This window comes from Streptomyces sp. NPDC054956, assembly GCF_053609185.1.
On the sequence record NZ_JBSGXB010000065.1, the window covers coordinates 1 to 21,319 of the forward strand.

The window sequence follows — 21,319 nt, forward strand, 5'->3', positions numbered from 1 at the left end:
CGGCGGGCCCGGCGGCCGAACGGCCGAGGCCCGGACGGGAGCGGGTCGGACGGGCCCGGGCGGCCCGGGCGATCGGCGCTCAGACGGGCGCGAGCGCGCAGCGCCGCATCACGTCGTCCAGGGAGAGCCCGAGGGCCTCGGCGAGGGCGGCCACGGTGAAGAAGGCCGGCGTCGGCGCCCGGCCGGTCTCGATCTTGCGGAGCGTCTCGGCGGAGAGCCCGGCGCTGGCCGCGACCTCGACCATGCTCCGGCCGCCGCGGGCCGCGCGCAACAGGGCGCCCAGCCGTTCGCCGCGCTCGCGCTCTTCGGGAGTGAGGGGGGTACGGACCATGCCCCCATCCTACCCCGGAGCCCAATAACTATCCCGTTACAATTATACCGGTATAGTTATTGGCATGGTGCAACTGAAATCAGACCGATCCATCGACGAGATGCGCGCCGCCGGCCGCGTCGTCGCGCACGCCCTCGCCGCCGTCCGGGACCGAGCAGCTGTCGGGGTGTCCCTGCTGGAGCTGGACCGGGTGGCCCGCGAGGTCCTCCGGGAGGCCGGTGCGTCCTCCCCCTTCCTCGGCTACCGGCCGTCGTTCGCGCCCGTCCCCTTCCCCGGCGTCGTCTGCGCCTCCGTCAACGACGCGATCGTGCACGGCATCCCCGACGGCTACCGGCTGCGCGACGGCGACCTGGTCAGCATCGACTGCGGCGCGAAGCTGCGCGGCTGGGTCGGCGACGCGGCCGTCAGCTTCACCGTGGGCCGGGCCCGCCCCGCCGACCTGCGGCTCATCGAGACCGCCGAGGCCGCCCTCGCGGCGGGCATCGCCGCCGCGCGGCCCGGCAACCGCGTCGGCGACATCGCCCACGCCATCGGCACGGTCTGCCGCGCCGCCGGCTACGGCATCCCCGACGGCTTCGGCGGCCACGGCGTCGGCCGCTCCATGCACGAGGAGCCGGGCGTGCCCAACGAGGGCCCGGCGGGGCAGGGTACGAAGCTGCGCGCCGGCATGGTGATCGCCATCGAGCCGATGCTGATCGGGGGCGGCACGGACGACTACAGCTGCGACGCGGACGGCTGGACCCTGCGGACCGTCGACGGCAGCCGCGCCGCGCACGCCGAGCACACGGTCGCGATCACCGCCGACGGCCCGAGGATCCTCACCTCCTTGTAGGCCGCGAGAGCCGCGCGGGCCCGCGAGCCGCGGAACCCGCGAAGGCCCCGCGGCCGCGGCCCGGCCGGCCCGCCCTACGGCTTCCCGTGCGGGTGGACCACCATCGCCGAGCCCCCGCCCCGGCGGGTGGTTTCGGCGGCGGCCAGCCACCGCCCGTCGGGCAGCCGCTGGACTCCGGTGGCCGCGCCGATCTCGGGGTTCTGCCTGAAGCCCTGGCCGAGGGCCTCCAGCTCGGCGCGGACCGGGCTGCCCCACAGCCCCGGCTCCAGCTCCGTGGTGGTCTGGTTGCGCTGGCTGGCGCGCGGCGCGGCGATGGCGTCGACCAGCGGCAGCCCCCGGTCCAGGTGACCGATCAGGGTCTGGAGCACGGTGGTGATGATGGTGGCGCCGCCCGGGGAGCCCACGGCCAGCACCGGGCGCCCGTCCTCCAGCACGATGGTCGGCGACATGGAGGAGCGCGGCCGCTTGCCGGGGCCGGGCAGGTTCGGGTCGGGGACGCCGGGGGCGGCCGGCGCGAAGGAGAAGTCGGTCAGCTCGTTGTTGAGCAGGAAGCCCCGGCCGGGCACGGTGATGGCGCTGCCGCCCGTCGACTCGATGGTCAGGGTGTACGAGACCACGTTGCCCCAGCGGTCGGCGACGGTCAGGTGCGTGGTGTTCTCCCCCTCGTACGTGGTCGGGGCGGCCTGCCCGCCGGCGCCGCAGGCGACCGGGTGACGCGGGTCGCCGGGGGCGAGCGGGCTGGTCAGCGCCTTGCCCGGGTCGATGAGGCAGCCGCGCGAGTCGGCGTACCGCTGCGAGAGGAGCTCACGGGTGGGCACGTCCTCGGCTGCCGGGTCGCCGACCCAGCGGCCCCGGTCGGCGAAGGAGATCCGGGAGGCCTCGATGAAGCGGTGCAGGTACTGGGCTTCGGTGAGCGAGCCGAGGTCGGAGCGCTCCAGGATGTTCAGCGCCTCGCCGACGGTGGTGCCGCCGGAGGAGGACGGGGCCATGCTGTAGACGTCCAGCCCGCGGTAGCCGACCCGGGTCGGGTCCTGCCGCTTGGTCGCGTACGCGCGCAGGTCGCCGGTGGTCAGGTCGCCGGGGCGGACGACGCGGGTGGCCGCCGGGTCCACCGGGGGCGTGCGGACGGCCCGGACGATGTCCTCGGCCAGTCGGCCCCGGTAGAGCGTGCCCGTGCCCTTGCGGCCCAGTTCGGCGTAAGTCGCCGCCAGATCGGGGTTCTTGAAGGTGGAGCCGACCACCGGGAGGGCGCCGCCGGGCAGGAAGAGCTTCGAGGTGTCGGGGAAGTCCCTGAACCGGGCCTCGTTGAGCGCGGTCTGGGCCCGGAAGGTGGCGTCGACGGTGAAGCCGTCCCGGGCCAGCTTCTCGGCGGGCTTCAGGAGCTGGCCGAGCGGGCGGGTGCCCCAGGCGTCCAGCGCGCTCTGCCAGGTCGCGGGGGTACCGGGGACTCCGACGCCGCGGCCGCTGGTCTGGCCCTCGGCGAAGGGGATGGGGACGCCGTTCTCCTGGAACAGGGTGGCGGTGGCGGTCGCCGGGGCGGTCTCGCGGCCGTCGATGGTCCGCACGCGGCCGGACCGGGCGTCGTAGTAGACGAAGTAGCCGCCCCCGCCGATGCCGGCGGAGTACGGCTCGGTGACCCCGAGCGCGGCGGCCGTGGCGACGGCCGCGTCCACGGCGTTGCCGCCGGAGCGCAGGACCGCGATCCCGGCCGCGCTGGCATCGGCGTCGACACTGGCGACGGCCCCGCCGTAGCCGACGGCCACGGGCACCTTCGCCGGGGTCCCCCCGCCGGCCGCCGACGGCGGGGCGGCGGCGCCGGTGGAGACGAGCGCACCGGCGAGTGCGAGGAGCGCTAACTGACGTGCTGCGGCGGGACGACGCATCCGTACCTCCAGTCGACGACCTGTCAGCCCCCCTGGCCCAGGCCTGAGTCCGGCACTGTAACTTCACCACACCCCCCGCGTCAGGACTGCGTCGTGACGGCTACCATCCGCCGCATGAACGACGACGTGCGCAACATCGTGCTGGGGGTGGCGGCCACCGCCATCAGCGGTGGCTTCGGCTGGTTCGCCCGGACCTACCTGTGGCGCCGCGCGCTCCGCCGCAAGCAGGCCTTCTTCGGGCTGCCGGCCGGCTCCGACTGTCTGTTCGTGGTCAACCGGCAGATGGGCGGCACCGAGCGCTCGGTGCACCGCAACGACGCGTTCGCGCTGCTGGAGATATCCGCGCTGATCAAGGACTGCGGGGCGAACCTGCAGATCCTCACCCACGACGAGTCCCGCCAGGGCTTCGGCGAACGCGCCGAATTCTGCGTCGGCGGCCCCGTCTCCAACGCCCGTACGGCGGCCCACCTCTCATCCATGCTGCCGGGCGTCCGGGTCGACGTCTCCACCGAACCCGGGCCGGGCCGCGGGTCGATCAGCGTCGGCGGGGAGTCCTACCTGTGGCAGCGGGGCCAGGCGGAGTACGTGGTGCTGGCCCGGCTGACCGCGGGGCCGGGGACCCGGCCGGTGTTCCTGATCTCGGGGCAGACCGCGATCAGCAACCAGGCGGGCGCCCGCTACCTGGCCCGCAACCACGTCCAGCTGGCCCGCAAGCACGGCGGGAGCTCCTTCTGCCTGATGCTGAAGGTGATCAACTCGGACGCCTACGGTCCGGACGTCACCGAGCTGGCGGCGGACGTCACCGGCGCGGCCCTGACACCCGTAGCGGCAGCCGTGTGACGCCGTTGATGAAGTTGGAGACCAACCGGCGCGGCTCCCCCGCGAGTTCGGGCGCGGGCATGAGGCTGCGCCACTCCTCGTGGAGGACGCGCAGCTGGAGCCGCGCGAAGTGGGCGCCGAGGCAGACGTGCGGGCCGTCCCCGAAGGAGACGTGCGGGTTGGGCGCGCGCCCGAGGTCGAGCCGGCCCGGGTCCGTGAAGACCCGCTCGTCGTGGTTGGCGGAGGCGTGGAAGACCACGACCTTGTCCCCGGCACGGACCGGCTGCCCGGCGAGTTCGGTGTCGACGGCGGCGGTGCGGCGGAAACTCAGCACCGGCGGGTGGACGCGCAGGAGTTCCTCGACGGCCGACTCCAACGGGACCTTTCCGGCGGCGAGCCCGGCGTAGGCGTCCGGGTCGCGGGCCAGGGCGAGCAGGCCGCCGGGCGCGGCGGAGCGCACGGTGTCGTTGCCCGCGACGGTGAGCAGGAAGAAGAACATCTCCAGCTCGGCCTCCTCCAGCCCGGCGAGCGCGAGGGCGGTCATCACGTCGTCGCCGGGGTGGGAGCGCTTGTGCGCGGCCAGTTCGCGGGCGTACCCGAACATCTCGCCGAGCAGCGCCGGGGAGCGCGGGTTCAGCGGTTTCCCGTCCGGGCCGAGCAGGGGTGCGGGCGCGTCCTCGGGATCCTGGTAGCCGATGATCCGTACCGTCCACTCCAGCAACAGGCCCCGGTCGGCGGCCGGGACGCCCAGCAGGTCGGTGAGGTTCAGCAGCGCGTACTCGTCGGTGACGGCGCGCACCAGGTCCGCGCTCCCGTCCTCGGCGCCGTCGCGGGCGGCGCGCAGCAGCGTACGGGCGCGCTCGCGGACCCGGGCGGCGAAGGCGTCGACGCGGGCCGGGGTGAAGGCGCGGGCGACGGTCCGGCGCAGCTTCCCGTGTTCGGGGGGATCCTGGTTGAGCATGGTGCGCCGCAGGAAGGGCAGGTCGGCGGGGTCGGGGTCGCGGATCTGGGTGGCGCCCAGGTGGGAGGAGTACGTCCGGTGGTCGCGCAGGACCCGGACCACGTCGGCGTGCCGGGTGACGGCCCAGAACCCCGGGCCTGCGGGCCAGCCGAGGACCTCCGGCTCGCTCTGCCAGGCGACCGGGCGGTGGTCGCGCAGCAGGCGGTAGCGCTCGTGCGGGACGCCTTCGGCGTACAGGCGCGGGTCGAAGACGTCGGGGGTGTCCCCCGCCCGCTCCGGGGTGACGGCGGGGCCTGGATGATCCATGCGCCACACGGTGGCGGGGCCCGGGTCCGCCGCGCAAGGGGGCCGCGCCGACGGCCGGGGCGACGGTCGCGCCGACGGCCGGGGCGGGGCCGGTCGGCGTTCGCGCGTCAGTCCCTCGCCGCCGCGCACTCCGCGCGCGTCTGCTTGCCCTCGGGGTCCAGGAGGGTGACCGCGGGGGCCGGGCTGATGCGCACCGCCGCGACGGCCGTGCACGCCAGCTGGCGGCGGGCCGCGGTGGACAGCGGCTCGACCGGGAAGGGCAGCCTGATCTTGATGGTCGTCCCGTCGTCGCCGACGGTGAGCCCGAACTTCGAGGCCAGTTTGGTGTCCACCGGCGGGATCTCGCTGGTCAGGCCCGCCTCCTGGGCGGTGCTGTCGGGCCCGGCCAGCAGCTTCGTGAGCAGGTAGTTGGGCGAGGGGTGCGTGGGGCCCTCGGGGAGCATCAGGGGAACGAGCCCGCCTTCGGGGGCGAGGAAGTACACCATGCCCGTCTCGGGGCCGGTGGCGATGCGTACCGTGCCCGCGCGGCCGCTCTCGACGACCCCGGTGGTGGCGATGGAGCCGCAGCCGGTGGAGAGCAGGAGCGGGCCGATCAGCGCGGCCACCACCGCGGCGGCCTTCCGTACCGGCTTCATACGTACCGCCTTCATACGTTGGCCTCCAGCGGCATGTCGAGGGTGAACAGCGCTCCCCCGGAGGGGCCGTTGGCCGCGCGCAGGGTGCCGCCGTGCAGGCGGACGTTCTCCAGGGTGATGGCCAGGCCCAGACCGCTGCCCGTGGAGCGGGTGCGGGCGGCGTCCGCCTTGAAGAAGCGGTCGAAGATGTGCGGCAGCACCTCGGGGGCGATGCCGGGCCCGCTGTCGGCGACCTCGACCAGCAGCCGCTCGCCCTCCGGACGGGGCTCGGTGCGGACGCTGACGCGGACCGGGGCGCCGCCGTGCTTGAGGGCGTTGCCGACGAGGTTGGCGAGGACCACGTCGAAGCGGCGCGGGTCGAGCCGGGCCCGGACGCCCGGGGGAAGGTCGGTGCGGACCCGGCCGTCGGTCCAGTGGCGGCGTTCCAGGGTCTTGGTGACGGCCTCGGCCACGTCGACGTCGTCGAGGTTCAGTTCGGCGGCGCGGGCGTCGAAGCGGGAGATCTCCATGAGGTCCTCGACGAGCACGGCGAGCTTGCCGGTCTCGGCGCTGACCAGGCGCAGCGCCTTGGCGGTGTCGGGGTCGAGGTCCTCGGCTCCCTCGTCGAGCACCTCGGTGACGGCGAGCATCCCGGCGAGCGGGGTGCGCAGTTCGTGGGAGACGTCGGCGGCGAAGCGGCGGGCGCGGGCCTCCGCTTCGCGGAGCTCGCTCACCGACTGTTCGAGGGCGCGGGCCGTCTCGTTGAAGGTGCGGGCGAGTCCGGCGAGTTCGTCGGCGCCGCGGACCTCGATCCGGGTGTCGAGCCGGCCGCGCCCCAGCCGCTGGGCGGCCTTGCGCATGTCCCGTACCGGCCGCAGGACGCTGCGCGCCGCGAGCAGGGCGGGGACGACGGCGATCGCCAGGCCCGGGACGGCGCCGTTCCTGGCGGCCTGGACCATGGCGTCCACGGTGGTCTGCTCGGTTTCCAGGGGCATCACCGCGTAGAAGACGATGCCGGTGGCCTCGCGGGCGCCGTTCTGCTCGAAGACGGCCGGCATGCCGACGACGAGGTGGGGGTTGCCGAGCCGGTCCTTCGTGCGCTGGAAGGCTCCGTGCGGATTGGCGTTCACCTGGCGGCGCAGCTGCGCGCTGACGACGGTGGAGGTGGTGGTCCCCTGGTTCGAGGAGGCGCGCAGCTTGCCGAACTCCCCGTACACGGTCCAGGGGTGCGGCTGACCGCGTTTGCCCAGCTCGCCCACGAGCCGCTGGAGCTCCTGCTGGTCCACGGGCAGCATGACCGTCTGGGCCTCGACCAGGTCGCGCAGGGTGCTGACGGCGGTGTCCTGGCTCTGCTTGAGGATCGCGTTGCGGGCCTGCTGGTAGGTGAGCGCGGCCGTGGTGACCGCGCAGATGGCGGCGACCAGCAGGAAGGCGGCGATCAGCCGGGTGCGCAGGCCCAGTGGTGCGAAACGTCTCACCCGGCGCGCCTACAGGGGGCCGAAGCGGTAGCCGAAGCCGCGCACGGTCTGGATGTAGCGGGGGGTGGCGTCGGGGTCCTCGACCTTGTTGCGCAGGCGCCGTACGCAGGCGTCCACCAGCCGGGCATCGGCGTGGTAGCTGTGGTCCCACACGTACTCGAGGAGCTGCTGGCGGGAGAAGACCTGCTCGGGCGAGGCCGACAGGTGCAGCAGGAGCTTGAGTTCGCTGGGGGCGAGGGGAACGCGCTCGCCGTTCTTGGCGACGGTCAGGCCCGAGCGGTCGATGGCCAGCGCACCGTGGTGCTCCACCTCCAGGCGGCCGCCGGCGGGCTCGCTGAGGCGGCGCAGCACGGCCTTGATCCGCGCTTCGATGACCTCGGTGCGGGCGGGTTTGACGATGTAGTCGTCGGCTCCGGCCTCCAGGCCGACGACTATGTCGAAGTCGTCCCCGCGCGCGGTGAGCATGATGATGGGGACCTGGCTGTTCTCCCGGATCCGGCGGCAGACCTGGACGCCGTTGATGCCGGGCAGCATGAGGTCGAGCAGGACGAGCTCGGGGTGGAAGCTGGCCATGAGCTCGAGTCCGGCCTCGCCGGTCTCGGCGGCGCCCACCTCGTGGCCCCTGCGGCGCAGGCCCAGTCCCACCCCTTCCCTGATGGAAGGGTCGTCCTCGATCAGCAGTACGCGTGGCATCGGGTCAGTATTCCAGTGTCGTGGATCTTCTTCTTCCCGCTTTCGGCCGATGTTCACCGGCCGGCCGAGCGGGTTTGGCGGCCGGTCTTGCGGCGTACGGAGCCGAGCAGGTCGGTGATCTCCGTCAGCCGCAGCGGCCCGGCGAGAAGGATGACGACGAGAAGGAGCGCCGCGGTTCCCGCCGCGACCCCGGCGAAGTTCCCGAACCGGTCGACGGCGCGCGCGGCGGCGTACCCGGCGGCGCCCGCCGGTGCGCAGGCGGCCAGCAGCCGCAGGTGCGTGCGCACGGCGGTGCTGCGCCGCTCGGTACGGGTTCCCGCGCGCGGGCCGAGCCTGCGGGCGAGGACGTACGCGGTGACGGCGGCGCCCGCGGTGAAGGCGATGGAGCAGGCCGCGGCCATGCCCGTGACCGCCCAGCGGGGCGGCAGAAGGACGTACGCGGCGGCCGAGAGCCCGGCGTTCAGGGCGGCGATCACCAGGTTGAGGAGGAAGGGGGTCCGGGTGTCGGAGAGGGCGTAGAACCCGCGGGAGAGCACGTACTGCGCGGAGTAGGCGATCAGGCCGGGGGCGAAGGCCGCCAGCATGCCGGCCATGACGGCGACGTCGGCGGCGCCGGTGCGCCCGTACTCGAAGACGCTGCCGATCACCCAGGGCGCGAGGGCGGCGAAGAGCGCGGCGGCGGGGACGACGAGGGCCGCGGTGGAGCGCAGCGCGTAGGAGACGTCCTTGCGTACGGCCGCGAGGTCGCCGTCGGTGGCGGCGGCGCTCATCCGGGGCATGAGGGCGGTGACGAGGGACACGGTGATGATGCCCTGCGGGACCATCCACAGCAGGTAGGCGTTGCTGTAGGCGGTGTAGCCGGCGCCGCCCGCGAGGCCCGCGTCCACGGCGCGCTGCCCGGTGGCGGTGGAGAGGCGGGTCACGACCCAGTAGGCGATCTGGTTGGTCAGGACGAGCAGGACCAGCCAGCCGGCGTTGCGCAGCGGGCGGGCGAGGCCGCTGCCGCGCCAGTCGAAGCGGGGGCGCCAGCGGAAGCGGGCGGCACGCAGCGAGGGGACCAGGCCGAGGGCCTGTACGACGATGCCGGCGGTGGTGCCGATGCCCAGGAGCCGGGTCTCGGAGGCCGTCAGTCCGTCGGTCGCGTCGTGCGAGACGTAGAGGAAGAGCCCGAAGACGGCGATGACGACGAGGTTGTTGAGGACCGGGGTCCACATCATCGCGCCGAACCTGCCGCGGGCGTTGAGTACCTGTCCGAGCAGGGTGAACAGCCCGTAGAAGAGGATCTGCGGGAGGCAGTAGCGGGCCAGGGCCACGGTGGTGGACTCCTGGCCGCCGGTGTAGCCGGTGTACGCGGAGACGATGAGCGGGGCGGCCAGTACGGCGGCGGTGGTGAGCACCAGCAGCGCGGCCGTGCAGACGGTGAGCAGCCGGTCGGTGTACGCGGCTCCGCCGTCCTCGTGCTCCTTGGCGGCGCGGACCAGCTCGGGGACGAAGACCGCGTTGAGGGCGCCGCCGATGAGCAGGATGTACAGGATGTTCGGGACGGTGTTGGCGACGGCGTAGCCGTCTCCGAGCAGTTCGGTGCCGAGCGCGGCGACGATCACGGCGGAGCGGACGAAGCCGGTGGCCCGGGAGACGACCGAGCCGGCCGCCATGAGCGCGCCGCTGCGCAGCACCGAGGTCTTCGCCGGTGCCGCGCGGTCGGTGTCGCTCTCTGTCGCGGCCGGGGTGTCGGCCGCTCTGGCGTCTGCGAGGGTCACCGGCGGGCCATGTACGCCTGGAACGCCTTGTAGAGGGCCGTGTTGGCGCATCCGTCCATCGAGGTCTCCCACTCGCCGAGGGTTTCGACGACCTGCCCGCCGGTGCCGAGCTTCCAGCGCAGCAGCCCGAAGGAACGTTCGTCGGGGTCGAGGGTGGAGGGTACCCCGCGCATGTCGTATTCGTCCGCTCCGAGTGCATGTGCGTCACACATCATGCGCCACTGCAGGGCGTTGCTCGGGCGGACCTCGCGGCGGTGGTCGGCGGAGGCGCCGGTCTGGTACCAGACCCTGCTGCCGGCCACGATCATCGTGTGCGCGGCGAGGATCTCGCCCTGGTGAACCCCCAGGTAGAGCCGCATGCGGCCGGGTTCCTCGGCGTTGAGGACCTCGTACTGGCGCTGGTAGTACGCCAGGGAGCGGCCGAGCCTGAAGCCGTCGCGCTCCTCGGTCAGGCGCAGCAGCCGGTAGAACTCGGGCAGGTCGGCGGCGGTGCCCACGACCGTCTCCACTCCGGACTTGGTGGCCTTGCGCACATTGCGCCGCCACTCCTGGTTCAGGCCCGACCACAGGTCGTCGACCGAGCGCCCGGCGAGCGGGACGCGGAAGACGTGGCGCGGCTGGGCGTCGCCGTCCTCCTCGCCGCCGCAGCGCTTCCAGCCGCGGGTGCGCAGCCGGTCGGCGAGCGCGGCCCCGACGGGGTCGACCTCGGTGGCGAGCACGTCGGACATCCGCCGGCCGGGGCCGGTGCCGGCCTTGACGGCGGCGGCGTCCCAGCGGCGGTAGGCCGGGGAGGGGCCGATGCGGACGGCGAAGGCGCCGGAGGACCTCAGGTGGCTGGTGAGGGGGGTCAGCCAGCGGTCGATGTCCGGGTCGGTCCAGTCGGCGACGGGGCCCTCGGGGAGGTAGGCGAAGTATTTGCGGGTGCCGGGGAATTGGCGGTAGAGAACCAGCGCGGCACCTTCGATTTCACCGTCCGGACAGTGCCATCCGACCCTTTCCGACCGCCAAAGGTCCTTTACCTGCGCCCAGGACGGGTACTGGAGAAATCCGGCCCGGCCGTGGCGGGAAAGGAATCCCTGGTATTCGGCGAGGGAGAGGGAGCGCACCGTGAGCGCGCGACCCCGGCGCTCGTCCTCGTGCTTGTCCTGGCGCTTGTACTGACGCTGGGGCTGGAGCTGCTGGGCGGGGTTCACGAGCAGTGCGCACACGGCTGATCGGCCTTCCTGTACGTCCAAATCAGGGGATGCACAGGACTCTCACAGGTGTCCATGACCGAAGTGCGCGGCGATTGTGACCGGACGATGACCGTATCGCTGCGGTGTATGTCACAACGCGGATTCCTGAAGTTTTCCACATCTCGCGCAACCTAGAGTCGAGTCGTTCGCATCCCTATTTGCGGACGATCATTACTTCGGAGGGGTTTTCGTTGAGCCGCACACGCCGGGTCTTTCGGGTACGCAGTCGCCACGCCGTGTTGGCGGGCACCGCACTGCTGGCCGCCGCGCTGACCGCCTGTGGCGGCGGCGGTGCCGCCGCGGGCGGTGCGGCCAAGTCGGAGGTGAAGCAGAAGCCGGACATGGCGGTCTCGGTGAACCTGACCGGGGACCAGGTCAAGGCCGGCGAGCCGGTCGTCGTGACCATCGCCGACGGCAAACTCGCCATGGTGAAGGTGACGGACGCCAAGGGCGGGGAACTGGCCGGCCAGATATCCGCCGACGGCAGGACCTGGACGTCGGAGCGCAACGCCTCGGCGGGTGCCGAGTACAAGGTCGAGGCGCAGAACACCGAGAGCCAGAGCGCGAACACGACGTTCAAGACCTCGGCGGCCGACAAGGTGAACAAGGTCTCGATCAACGTGGCCAAGGGCAGCACCGTGGGTGTGGCCATGCCGGTCTCGATCGTCTTCGACAACCCGGTGAAGAACAAGGCCGAGGTCGAGAAGCAGCTGAAGGTCACGGCCTCGGACGGCACCGAGGGGTCCTGGGGCTGGATCAAGGACTACTCGGGCAAGGACCGGGTGGACTGGCGCCCCAAGGAGTACTGGAAGTCCGGCACGGACGTGAAGGTCCAGATGAACCTGAACGGCGTCGACTCCGGTCCCGGTGGCGGGATGTTCGTCAAGGACTACAACACCGAGTTCAAGATCGGCAAGGACCGCCGGATGACGGTGGACCTCGACACGAAGAAGATGTCGGTCGCCGAGGACGGCAAGACCGTCGACACCATCCCGATCTCGGCCGGCACCCCGGGCGGCAAGAAGGCCTCCTGGAACGGGAAGATGGTGCTGATGGCGAAGGAGGGCACCATCCGGATGGATTCCCAGACGGTGGGCCTGGGCGACGCCTACGACAAGATGGTCGACTACTCGATGCGTCTGACCTGGTCGGGCATGTACGTGCACGCCGCGCCGTGGAACACGGCCAACTTCGGCCGCGCCAACACCAGCTCGGGCTGTGTGGGCATGAGCGACGAGAACGCCAAGGCCTTCTACGCCCAGGTCCAGGCGGGCGACCCGTTCGAGGTGGTGGGCGAGGGCTCGAAGGGCAACGCGGACCTCGGCAACGGCTACGGCGAGTGGAACCTGTCGTGGGACCAGTGGAAGGCCAAGAGCGCCCTGGCCGGAGCCCCGCAGAACGGCTGAGTCGCCGACCGGACTGACCATCGTTCAATCGTTACCGGCACGTAACTTACTCATGGGTTACTTCCGGTAAGCCCCTCCCGTTACCGTCGGGTCACTTTGACACCCGGCGCACGCGAGGAGCGATCGATGGTCCGCACCGTCCGCACCACCAGTACCGCTGCCGCCATGGCAGCCGTACTGGCGGCAGCCGCCCTGGGCCTGGCCCCCCATCAGGCCCAGGCGGCGCCCACCGCCACGACCGCCGCCGCCTCGGACGCCGCTTCGGAGCTCCGGTTCCACGACATCCCCGGCTCCGGCGGCATCACCCTCAAGGGCAACGTCTTCACCCCGGCCGGCTCCCGGGCCGGCGCGAAGTACCCGCTGATCGTGCTGCCCACCAGCTGGGGCATGCCGCAGATCGAATACATCGCGCAGGCCAAGAAGCTCGCCGACTCCGGCTACGTGGTGGTCAGTTACACCTCGCGCGGGTTCTGGCTCTCGGGCGGCGAGATCGAGACGGCCGGGCCGGCGGACACCGCCGACGTCTCCGCCGTCATCGACTGGGCGCTCGCGAACACCCCCGCCGACGCCGAGCACATCGGCCTGGGCGGGGTCTCCTACGGCGCCGGCATCAGCCTGCTCGCCTCCGCCCGCGATCCGCGCGTCAAGGCCGTGGTCGCGCTCAGCGGCTGGGCCGACCTCATCGAGTCCATCTACTCGGGCCGCACCCAGCACCTCCAGGCGGCCGGCCTGCTCGGCGGCGCCGGCTACCTCACCGGCCGCCCCGGCCCCGAACTCCAGCAGATCCTCGGCGACTTCCTCGGCTCGAAGCTGGACAGGGAACCGCAGATGATCGAGTGGGGCAAGAAGCGCTCCGCCTCCGAGCAGGTCGACCGGATCAACGCCAACGGCGCCGCGATCATGCTCGGCAACGCCTGGGGCGACACCATCTTCCCGCCCAACCAGTACGCCGCGTTCTTCGAGAAGCTCACCGGCCCCAAGCGCCTGGAGTTCCGGCCCGGCGACCACGCCACCGCCGAGGGCACCGGCCTGCTCGGCCTGCCCAACGACACCTGGACCAACGCCCACCGCTGGTTCGACCGTTACCTCAAGGGCGAGCGCAACGGCGTGGACTCCGAGGCCCCGGTGCAGATCAAGTCCCGCAGCGACAGCGGGTACGAGGGCTACGCCGACTGGAAGTCGGTCGGCTCCGGCGGCACCGAGAAGCTGATGCTCTCCGACAGCGAGCACGTCTTCGCCAACGTCGACTCCGGCGCCAACGGCGGGATCGTCCTGCTGTCCAGCGTCCTCGACCAGTTCTTCCAGGCGCCCCCGATCGCCTCCGTCCCGCTGCTCCCCCGCGCCTTCGCCGCCGTCTGGCAGTCCCCGCGCTACGCGGAGACCCGGCGCGTGCGCGGCACGGTCGAGCTGCACACCACGGTCACGCCCACGAAGTCCGACGGCACCTTCGTCGCGTACCTCTACGACGTCGGCCCGCTCGGCATCGGCAAGCTGGTCAGCAACGCCCCGTACACCTTCCACGGCAAGCCGGCCGGGCAGGCCTTCGCCGTGGACCTGGAGCTCTTCTCCACCGCCTACGACGTCCCGGCCGGACACCGGCTGGCCGTCGTCGTCGACACCGTGGACCCCCTCTACATCGAGCACAACCCGACCGGCGCGCAGCTGACCTTCTCCTCGCCGCGCACCGATCCCTCGTACGTCTCGGTGCCGTTGCGCGAGCAGTGATCCACGGCTGCCGCCGTGCCGGGTGTGGCTCTCGGGGTGGGGTCCCTGCGGGTCAGATCCGGCCCGGCAGCACCGTCGTCGCCGGATCGGCCGGGCCGATCTCGATGTCGACCCCCTTCGTCTTGGGGCTGCGCCGCTCGCGCCTGGCCACCCACGTGGCGAACCAGGACAGCAGCATGCACATCCCGATGTAGATCGGGGAGATGATCATGACCACCGGGATGAAGGGCAGGTCGTAGTCGAGGTTGGAGGCGATCAGCTTGCCCGCGTGCAGGAACTCCTCGTAGGTGATCAGGTAGCCGAGCGAGGTGTCCTTCAGGGCGACCACCAGCTGGCTGATGATCGTGGGCAGCATGGCCCGCACAGCCTGCGGGGCCAGGACGTACGTCATCACCTGGGTCTTGCGCATGCCCAGCGCGTACGCGGCCTCGCGCTGGCCCCTCTCCACCGAGTTGATGCCCGTACGGAAGACCTCCGCGAGCACCGAGCCGTTGTACAGGGTCAGTCCGGCGACCAGCGCGGGCAGCGGCTGGACCTTCAGCGCGACGAAGATGAAGAAGATCATCACCAGCACCGGCATGGCCCGGAAGAACTCCACGCACAGGGTGGACAGCCAGCGCACCGGCCGGTGGACCGAGAGCCTGCCGGTGGCGAGCACCGCGCCGAGCAGGAGCGAGAGCACCGAGGCGTAGGCGAAGGCCTTGAGGGTGTTCCAGAGCCCCTTGAGCAGAAGCTCCTGGATGCCCTTGTACTCGAAGGGGGTCCACTTGGCAGCGGTGAACTGGTTGGTGTCGAACAGCAGGTAGAGCAGCCAGCCGAGCAGTCCGAGGATGACGGCGGTCGAGGCGATCCCGTAGAGGAAGTGACGGCGCCGGGCGCGCGGGCCGGGCAGGTCGTAGAGGGCGGTGGACTCCAGGTCGCCGTGGAGCGCGTGCGCGGTCATCGGGCGACTCCGAAGCGCTTCTCGAGCACGTTGAAGAGCGCGCTGATGGACAGGGTGATGATCAGGTAGCCCACCGCGATCCAGACGAAGGTCCAGATGATGCTGTAGCCCAGCTCGTTGAGGGTCTTGTACGTGCCCAGCAGCTCGGTGACGCTGAAGGCGCCGGCGATCGCGGAGTTCTTGGCGAGCGCGATCAGCGTGGAGCCGATGGGCGGGATGACGGAGCGGAAGGCCTGCGGGAGCACGACGGTGCCCAGGGTCTGGCCGAAGGACATGCCCAGGCTCCGGGCCGCCTCGCCCTGCCCCTTGGGCACCGTGTTGATCCCGGAGCGCAGGGCCTCGCAGATGAAGGCGGAGGTGTAGCAGCCCAGCGCGAGGACGGCGAAGAGCTGGAAGGGCAGGACGAGGCCGAAGCGCGGCAGGCCGAGCAGGACGGCGAAGAACAGCAGCGTGAGCGGGGTGTTGCGCAGGATCGCCACCCAGACGGTGCCGAAGACCCGGAAGGAGCCGACGGGGGCGACGCGGAAGGAGGCCATCAGGAATCCGAGGACCAGGGCGACGAGCGAGGCGTAGACCGTGAGCTCCACGGTCCCGAGGAAGCCCTTGCCGTAGAGCGAGAAGTTCTTGGTGAGTACGTCCATGGCGGTGCGCTCTCCCTTCAGCCCGCCGGGTAGCGGTCGATGGCGGGCGGCTTCGGAGCGGGCTCGCCGGACAGGCCGAGCGTGGCCTGGTAGGCCTTCTTCCAGTTGCCGTTCTTCTCGTTCTCCTCCAGGGCGTCGTCGAGGGCGAAGCGCAGCGCGTTGTCGGAGCGCGGGACGCCGATCCCGTAGGGCTCCTCGGAGAAGGGCTTGCCGACCACCTTCAGTTCCTCGGGGACCTTGGCCGCGTAGCCCAGCAGGATGGAGTCGTCGGTGGAGACGGCGTCGACCTGGTAGGTCAGCAGGTTGTCCACGCAGACCGAGTAGGTGTCGTAGGCGACGAGGACCGCGCGCGGGAACTCCCGCTGGAGCCGCTGGTAGGGGGTGGAGCCGGCGGCCGAGCAGACCTTCTTGCCGGCGAGGTCCTCGGGGCCCTTGATGTCCGTCTCCCCCTTGCGCACGAGCAGCGACTGACCTGCGAGGTAGTAGGGGCCGGCGAAGCCGACCTGCTTCTTGCGGTTGGCGTTGATCGTGTACGTGCCGACGTAGTAGTCGATCTGGCCGTTCTGCAGGGCGGTCTCGCGGTTGGCGGAGGCGATCGTCTTGAACTCGATCGTCTGGGGGTCGAAGCCGAGCGAGGCGGCCGTCATCTTGGCGATCTCGATGTCGAAGCCGGAGTAGCGGCCGCTCGAGGGGTCCTTCTCCCCCATGTACGGCTGGTCCTCCTTGGCCCCGACGACGAGGTGGCCGCGCTTCTTCGCCTTCTCCCAGGTGCGCGAGTCGGGCAGCTGGAAGCCGGTCTCGATCTTGTACGTCGGCAGGTCCCCGGGCTGGGGCCCCTTGACGGGCGGGCTGCCGGCCCGGCCGCAGCCGGTGACGGCGCCCAGCAGCAGGAGGACGAGGGCGCAGGCGGGCAGGAAGGGTGCGCGCAGGTGTTTCACCGGGCCGCCCCTCAGTGCTTGAGGATCTTGGAGAGGAAGTCCTTGGCCCGTTCGCTCTCGGGGGCCGTGAAGAATGCCTCCGGGGTCCGGTCCTCGATGATCCTCCCGTCGGCCATGAACACGACGCGGTTGGCCGCGGAGCGGGCGAAGCCCATCTCGTGGGTGACCACGACCATGGTCATGCCCTCGGCGGCGAGCTGCTGCATGACCTCCAGCACCTCGTTGATCATCTCCGGGTCGAGCGCGGAGGTGGGCTCGTCGAAGAGCAGGGCCTTGGGGTTCATGGCGAGCGCGCGGGCGATGGCCACGCGCTGCTGCTGGCCGCCGGAGAGCTGGGCGGGGAACTTCTCGGCCTGGTTCGCGAGGCCGACCCGCTCCAGCAGTTCCCGGGAGCGCTTGTCGGCCTCGTCCTTGCCGCGCTTCCTGACCTTGATCTGGGCGAGGGAGATGTTGGCCAGGACGGTCTTGTGCGCGAAGAGGTTGAAGGACTGGAAGACCATCCCGACGTCCGCGCGGAGCGCGGCGAGCTCCTTGCCCTCGGCGGGCAGCGGTTTGCCGTCGAGGGTGATCGTGCCCGACTCGACGGTCTCCAGCCGGTTGATCGCCCGGCACAGGGTCGATTTCCCGGAGCCGGAGGGGCCGATGACCACCACCACCTCCCCGCGGCCGACGGTGAGGTTGATGTCCTGGAGGACGTGGAGCTGTCCGAAGTGCTTGTTGACGTCCCGCAGCTCGATCAACGGATCGACGGCCATACGCTGCCCTGCCCACTTGTCGGTGTGTCGAGGTCAGCGCAAACTATCCAGCCGTGGAAGGGCACTTCACCGCGACACGCCTAAAAGCGGCATAAAGGGCCGCGAGGTCAGCCTTCCGAGGCTTCCGCGTAGGCCTGGCTGAGCTCGGGTGACCCCGTCATCGCCCAGGAGACACCCGACTCGACGACGTTCAGCTCCCGGCCCGAGGCGAGGCGGATCATCGGCTGCCCGTTGGGCCACACCTGCCAGCCCGCGCCCGGGACGGACCGGACGATCACGGTTCCGAGGTAGAACCCCGCGTCGTTGCCCAGCCACGGGGTGACCTCCGGGTCCCGGCGCCAGCGCGGCATCAGCTGGTCCAGCTCCTCCAACGAGTGCGGGCTCTCGTCGAGTTCGAGTCCGGCGGACCGGGCGTGGGCGCGCAGCATCTCGCATTCCGCGAACAACTCGTTGATGCCCTCGGGGTCGTCCGCGAGGGCGGCGGCGAGTCCGCCCGCGCTCCGCTCCGTTTCGTGTCGGTTGAGCCAGTTGGCCAGGAAAGGGATGTTCATAAGCCCAGACTGACACCCGGATCCCCGGTGGGCGACAGGACGCGCCTGGACCGTGACAGATCGGGAGCCGGCCGGGCCGCCGCTCAGAGATCCAGGTCGACGACGACCGGCGCGTGGTCGGAGGCGCCCTTGCCCTTGCGCTCCTCGCGGTCGACGAAGGAATCGGTGACGGCCTTGGTGAAGGCCCCGTTCCCGTAGACCAGGTCGATGCGCATGCCCTTGTTCTTCGGGAAGGCGAGCATCCGGTAGTCCCAGAAGGTGTACGGCCGGTCGTACTTGAGCGCGCGCGGGAAGACGTCGGAGAGCCCGGCGGACCGCAGCTGCTCCAGGGCGGCCCGCTCGGCCGGGGTGACGTGGGTGGCGCCCGCGAAGACCGCCGGATCGTAGACGTCCTCGTCGGTGGGGGCCACGTTGAAGTCGCCGAGCACCGCGAACGGGCGCTCCCCCGCCGCGTCTTCGGCGACGGCCGTGGTCAGGGCCCGGAACCAGTCCAGCTTGTAGCCGTAGTGGTCGTGCTCGACCTCGCGCCCGTTGGGCACGTACACCGACCAGAGGCGCACCCCGCCGCAGGTGGCGGAGACGGCGCGGGGCTCGTCGACCTCCTCGTAGAGGGGCCCGCCGGGCAGGCCGACGACCACGTCCTCCAGGCCCACCTTGGAGAGCAGGGCCACGCCGTTCCACCGGCCGGTGGCGTTGACCGCCGACTCGTAGCCCAGCTCGCGGAGCTCCTCGTAGGGGAACTGCTCCGCGGAGCACTTGGTCTCCTGGAGGCACAGGACATCGGTGCCCGAGCTCTCCAGCCAGGCCAGCAGGCGCGGCAGCCGGGCGGTGATCGAGTTGACGTTGAACGTGGCGATACGCATGCCGTCCAACCTACCGCCCGGCACCGACGGTCAGAGGTCGGAGCTGTCCCCGGCGGTGAGTCGGCCGTACTCCGCCCCGCCGAGGTTGCCGATCTGGGTGGCGTAGATCGGCAGCACCAGGTCGGTCAGGCCCGCGTCGTGGATGGCGAGGGTCCGGAGCGGCTTGACCTCGCGGACGTAGTCGATCACCTCGGCGATCTTGTTCCACGGGGCGTGCAGCGGGAGCATGAGGGTCTCGACCGGGTCCGCGGGCACGGTCAGCGCGTCCCCCGGGTGGAAGAGGGACGCGTCCACCAGGTAGCCGACGTTGGTGATCCGCGGGATGTCCGGGTGGATCACGGCGTGCAGTTCGCCGTGCACCTGGACCTCGAACCCCGCCGCGGTGAAGGCGTCCCCCTGGCCCACGGTGTGGACCCGGCCCGGATAGGCGGGGGCGAGCTTCTCCGCGACGCTGCGCAGGCTCCAGAGCTCGGCCGCCGGATTCGCGTCGAGGGCGGCCCGCAGCCGGCCCTCGTCGAAGTGGTCGGCGTGCTCGTGGGTGACCAGCAGGGCGTCCGCCCCGAGACCGGCGTCCGGTTCGCTGAAGGCGCCCGGGTCGATGACGAGCACGCGCCCGTCCTTCTCCAGCTGGACGCAGGAGTGCAGCCGCTTGGTGAGCTTCATGATCCGAGGCTAAGCGGTCCCGGCGAGGTGGAAGGCGGAACCGGCCGGATTCGAACCGGCGTCCTCGCGATTTTGGAGACCGCGCGCGACGACCTCTGCGCTACGGCTCCGCCCCCGGGCCGTACTGTACCCGTGGCGGCCGGCCCGGGGCAGGCCTGCGGCCTACGGCACCGCCGTGGAGACCACGAAGACCTTGGGGTATCCGGGCTGGCTGAGGTCGACGGTGATGTCACGGGTGGGACGGGGGTCCGGGGCGTCCAGGGTGATCCCGTACCAGGCGTCCTTCTTGCCCCAGCGCCAGCCCGCGGCCGCGGCGTCCTCCTCGGAGATCGAGACCCCGCGGGTCAGCGCCTCCCGGCTGGTGCCGACGTCGGCCAGGAAGGTGTCGAACTCCTCCGGGGTGACCCCGAACTGGACGTACAGCCGGCTGGTGTGCCAGTTGTTGGTCTCCAGGTACCCGACCCGCGAGGCCGTCGTCGGGATCGGGACCTCGTAGACGCTGCGCTGCACCTTGGAGGGCCAGGCGGTGCGCACCTTGGCCGCGCCCACCTTGGCCGCCTTGTCGCGGCCGCTCTGGCGGCTCTGCTGCGCGGAGACGGCGAGGTATCCGGCCGGGACCCCGACCAGCAGCAGGATGATGATCGCGGTGATCCAGCGCCGCCGGACCACGTGCTTGCGGTCCTCGGCGGGCGTCGCGGAGGGCGCCTCGTCGGGCGGCGGGGCCTGACGGGGCAGGGAGGGCGGTGTCACTTCTGTTCCTGGTCTTCGGGGCCGGTGGCTTCGCGCCGGCCGAACTGCGCGTAGCGCTCGTACCGCTCGACGCGCCTGCGCGTGGCGCGGCGGAACCGCCGGGCGACGAGTCGGGCGAGGTCCGCGGCGCCGACCATGCCGGCCTCGGGGCCGAGCTGGGCCTTGGCGATGCGGGCCTCGGGGCGGTAGCCGCGGCCGGTGAGGTGGCGGCGGAAGGCGTCGCGGGCGGGGCCGATGAGCAGGTCGTCGGCGGCGCTGACGCCGCCGCCGATGACGAAGCAGGACGGGTCCAGGGCGGCGGCCAGGTTGGCGATGCCCACGCCGAGCCACTGGCCGATGTCCTGGAGGAGCTCGACGCACATGGCGTCGCCCTCGCGGGCCAGCTCGGTGATGAGCGGCCCGGTGATCTCCTGGACGTTGCCGCCGACCCTGGCGATGAGGTTGTGGGCGACCGGGGAGTCGGCGGCGGCCAGCTCGCGGGCCTCGCGGACCAGGGCGTTGCCGGAGCTGTACTGCTCCCAGCAGCCGCGGTTGCCGCAGGGGCAGCGGTGGCCGCCGGGGACGACCTGCATGTGGCCGAACTCGCCGGCGACCCCGTAGCGGCCGCGCTTGACCTGGCCGTCCTCCAGGATGGCCCCGCCGATGCCGGTGCCCAGCGTGATCATGACGAGGTGGTCCTCGCCGCGGCCGGCGCCGAAGCGCCATTCGGCCCAGGCGGCGGTGTTGGCATCGTTGTCGACCATGACCGGGACCGCGAGCCGGGACTGGAGCGCGTCGCGCAGCGGCTCGTCGCGCCAGGCCAGGTGCGGGGCGAAGAGCACGCGGGAGCGGTCGGCGTCGACCCAGCCGGCGGCGCCGATGCCCACCGCGTGCACGTCGTGCCGGTCGGAGAGGTCGAGGACCAGCTCGACGATGGTGTCCTCGACGACCTTGGGGCTCTTGGACTTGTCCGGGGTCTCGGTCCGGATCTTCTCCAGGATGATCCCGTCGGCGTCGACGACGCCGGCCATCACCTTGGTCCCGCCGATGTCGATGCCGACGGTCGGAACGCGCGGGGCGGTCAGGTGCGACCTGCGCTCACGGGTCCCGATGGTCCGCAGGACGGTGCCTCGCGCCGCCCCCCGGTGGGCGAGCGTGAAGTCCCGGTACGTGCTCATCGAGTCGTGTCGTCC

The 21,319-nt window shown here is 71.7% G+C and carries 21 protein-coding genes and 1 tRNA gene; 4 read left to right on the plus strand and 18 right to left on the minus strand.

From position 1 onward, the window contains the following. Positions 1 to 79: 79 nt before the first annotated feature. Positions 80 to 331, minus strand: a complete 252-nt coding sequence (locus ACWGDE_RS13800; protein WP_453389181.1) for a helix-turn-helix domain-containing protein — start codon at positions 329 to 331, stop codon at positions 80 to 82. Positions 332 to 395: 64 nt separating this feature from the next. On the opposite strand from ACWGDE_RS13800, the gene map reads away from it, so the two are divergent. Beyond that, positions 396 to 1,163, plus strand: coding sequence for a type I methionyl aminopeptidase (map, locus tag ACWGDE_RS13805; RefSeq protein WP_453389182.1), 768 nt, complete (start codon positions 396 to 398; stop codon positions 1,161 to 1,163). A gap of 74 nt (positions 1,164 to 1,237) precedes the next feature. On the opposite strand, the gene ggt is transcribed toward map, so the two are convergent. Continuing rightward, a complete protein-coding gene (ggt, locus tag ACWGDE_RS13810; protein WP_453389183.1) occupies positions 1,238 to 3,046 on the minus strand; it encodes a gamma-glutamyltransferase in 1,809 nt (602 codons plus the stop codon). A 114-nt stretch (positions 3,047 to 3,160) separates the two neighbouring features. Between ggt and ACWGDE_RS13815 the strand changes: the two genes are divergently transcribed. After that, entirely contained in the window at positions 3,161 to 3,886 is a 726-nt protein-coding gene (locus ACWGDE_RS13815; protein ID WP_453389184.1) for a hypothetical protein, read from the plus strand. Here the strand turns inward: ACWGDE_RS13815 and ACWGDE_RS13820 are convergent. The 6 genes from ACWGDE_RS13820 to ACWGDE_RS13845 all read right to left on the minus strand — a co-directional run bounded on the left by ACWGDE_RS13820 (position 3,846) and on the right by ACWGDE_RS13845 (position 10,783). After that, the gene (locus tag ACWGDE_RS13820; RefSeq protein WP_453389185.1) at positions 3,846 to 5,132 is read right to left on the minus strand and encodes a cytochrome P450; all 1,287 of its coding nucleotides are present in this window, start codon (positions 5,130 to 5,132) and stop codon (positions 3,846 to 3,848) included. The two genes, ACWGDE_RS13815 and ACWGDE_RS13820, sit on opposite strands and share 41 nt — an antisense overlap. A 107-nt stretch (positions 5,133 to 5,239) precedes the next feature. Next, a complete protein-coding gene (locus ACWGDE_RS13825) occupies positions 5,240 to 5,767 on the minus strand; it encodes a hypothetical protein (protein ID WP_453389186.1) in 528 nt (175 codons plus the stop codon). Positions 5,768 to 5,778: 11 nt separating this feature from the next. Then, positions 5,779 to 7,224 (minus strand): ATP-binding protein, encoded by a 1,446-nt coding sequence (locus ACWGDE_RS13830; protein WP_453389187.1) that lies wholly within the window; start codon positions 7,222 to 7,224, stop codon positions 5,779 to 5,781. Between the two features lie 9 nt (positions 7,225 to 7,233). Further along, entirely contained in the window at positions 7,234 to 7,917 is a 684-nt protein-coding gene (locus ACWGDE_RS13835) for a response regulator (protein WP_453389188.1), read from the minus strand. A 53-nt stretch (positions 7,918 to 7,970) separates the two neighbouring features. Continuing rightward, a complete protein-coding gene (murJ, locus tag ACWGDE_RS13840; RefSeq protein ID WP_453389189.1) occupies positions 7,971 to 9,677 on the minus strand; it encodes a murein biosynthesis integral membrane protein MurJ in 1,707 nt (568 codons plus the stop codon). Further along, positions 9,674 to 10,783: a lipid II:glycine glycyltransferase FemX gene (locus ACWGDE_RS13845; protein ID WP_453389207.1), complete on the minus strand. Its 1,110-nt coding sequence runs from the start codon at positions 10,781 to 10,783 to the stop codon at positions 9,674 to 9,676. The genes murJ and ACWGDE_RS13845 overlap by 4 nt, the downstream gene beginning before the upstream one ends. Positions 10,784 to 11,151: 368 nt before the next feature. Here ACWGDE_RS13845 and ACWGDE_RS13850 point away from each other — a divergent pair, with 368 nt between their 5' ends. Both ACWGDE_RS13850 and ACWGDE_RS13855 read left to right on the plus strand, forming a co-directional pair. Further along, complete coding sequence (locus ACWGDE_RS13850) at positions 11,152 to 12,318, plus strand: Ig-like domain-containing protein (protein WP_453389208.1); 1,167 nt, start codon at positions 11,152 to 11,154, stop codon at positions 12,316 to 12,318. A gap of 126 nt (positions 12,319 to 12,444) precedes the next feature. Continuing rightward, on the plus strand, positions 12,445 to 14,043 hold the full coding sequence (locus ACWGDE_RS13855) for a CocE/NonD family hydrolase (RefSeq protein ID WP_453389190.1): 1,599 nt from the start codon (positions 12,445 to 12,447) through the stop codon (positions 14,041 to 14,043). A 52-nt stretch (positions 14,044 to 14,095) separates the two neighbouring features. Here ACWGDE_RS13855 and ACWGDE_RS13860 read toward each other — a convergent pair whose 3' ends face one another. The 10 genes from ACWGDE_RS13860 to ACWGDE_RS13905 all read right to left on the minus strand — a co-directional run bounded on the left by ACWGDE_RS13860 (position 14,096) and on the right by ACWGDE_RS13905 (position 21,304). Next, positions 14,096 to 14,986: an amino acid ABC transporter permease gene (locus ACWGDE_RS13860; RefSeq protein WP_453389191.1), complete on the minus strand. Its 891-nt coding sequence runs from the start codon at positions 14,984 to 14,986 to the stop codon at positions 14,096 to 14,098. Continuing rightward, positions 14,983 to 15,627, minus strand: a complete 645-nt coding sequence (locus tag ACWGDE_RS13865; RefSeq protein ID WP_453389192.1) for an amino acid ABC transporter permease — start codon at positions 15,625 to 15,627, stop codon at positions 14,983 to 14,985. The genes ACWGDE_RS13860 and ACWGDE_RS13865 overlap by 4 nt, the downstream gene beginning before the upstream one ends. A 17-nt stretch (positions 15,628 to 15,644) precedes the next feature. Beyond that, positions 15,645 to 16,556 carry a glutamate ABC transporter substrate-binding protein gene (locus ACWGDE_RS13870; protein ID WP_453389209.1) on the minus strand — a complete coding sequence of 304 codons (912 nt, stop codon included), beginning with the start codon at positions 16,554 to 16,556 and terminating at the stop codon, positions 15,645 to 15,647. A 20-nt stretch (positions 16,557 to 16,576) separates the two neighbouring features. Continuing rightward, entirely contained in the window at positions 16,577 to 17,320 is a 744-nt protein-coding gene (locus ACWGDE_RS13875; protein WP_453389193.1) for an amino acid ABC transporter ATP-binding protein, read from the minus strand. A 107-nt stretch (positions 17,321 to 17,427) separates the two neighbouring features. After that, positions 17,428 to 17,871 carry a DUF6278 family protein gene (locus ACWGDE_RS13880; RefSeq protein WP_453389194.1) on the minus strand — a complete coding sequence of 148 codons (444 nt, stop codon included), beginning with the start codon at positions 17,869 to 17,871 and terminating at the stop codon, positions 17,428 to 17,430. A gap of 83 nt (positions 17,872 to 17,954) precedes the next feature. Further along, complete coding sequence (locus tag ACWGDE_RS13885) at positions 17,955 to 18,734, minus strand: exodeoxyribonuclease III (protein WP_453389195.1); 780 nt, start codon at positions 18,732 to 18,734, stop codon at positions 17,955 to 17,957. Positions 18,735 to 18,764: 30 nt separating this feature from the next. Then, positions 18,765 to 19,397 (minus strand): MBL fold metallo-hydrolase, encoded by a 633-nt coding sequence (locus tag ACWGDE_RS13890; protein ID WP_453389196.1) that lies wholly within the window; start codon positions 19,395 to 19,397, stop codon positions 18,765 to 18,767. 35 nt (positions 19,398 to 19,432) lie between these two features. Further along, positions 19,433 to 19,507, minus strand: a tRNA-Trp gene (locus ACWGDE_RS13895). A 52-nt stretch (positions 19,508 to 19,559) separates the two neighbouring features. Next, positions 19,560 to 20,147 (minus strand): hypothetical protein, encoded by a 588-nt coding sequence (locus ACWGDE_RS13900; RefSeq protein ID WP_453389197.1) that lies wholly within the window; start codon positions 20,145 to 20,147, stop codon positions 19,560 to 19,562. Next, the gene (locus ACWGDE_RS13905; RefSeq protein ID WP_453389198.1) at positions 20,144 to 21,304 is read right to left on the minus strand and encodes an ROK family glucokinase; all 1,161 of its coding nucleotides are present in this window, start codon (positions 21,302 to 21,304) and stop codon (positions 20,144 to 20,146) included. The genes ACWGDE_RS13900 and ACWGDE_RS13905 overlap by 4 nt, the downstream gene beginning before the upstream one ends. Positions 21,305 to 21,319: the final 15 nt, after the last annotated feature.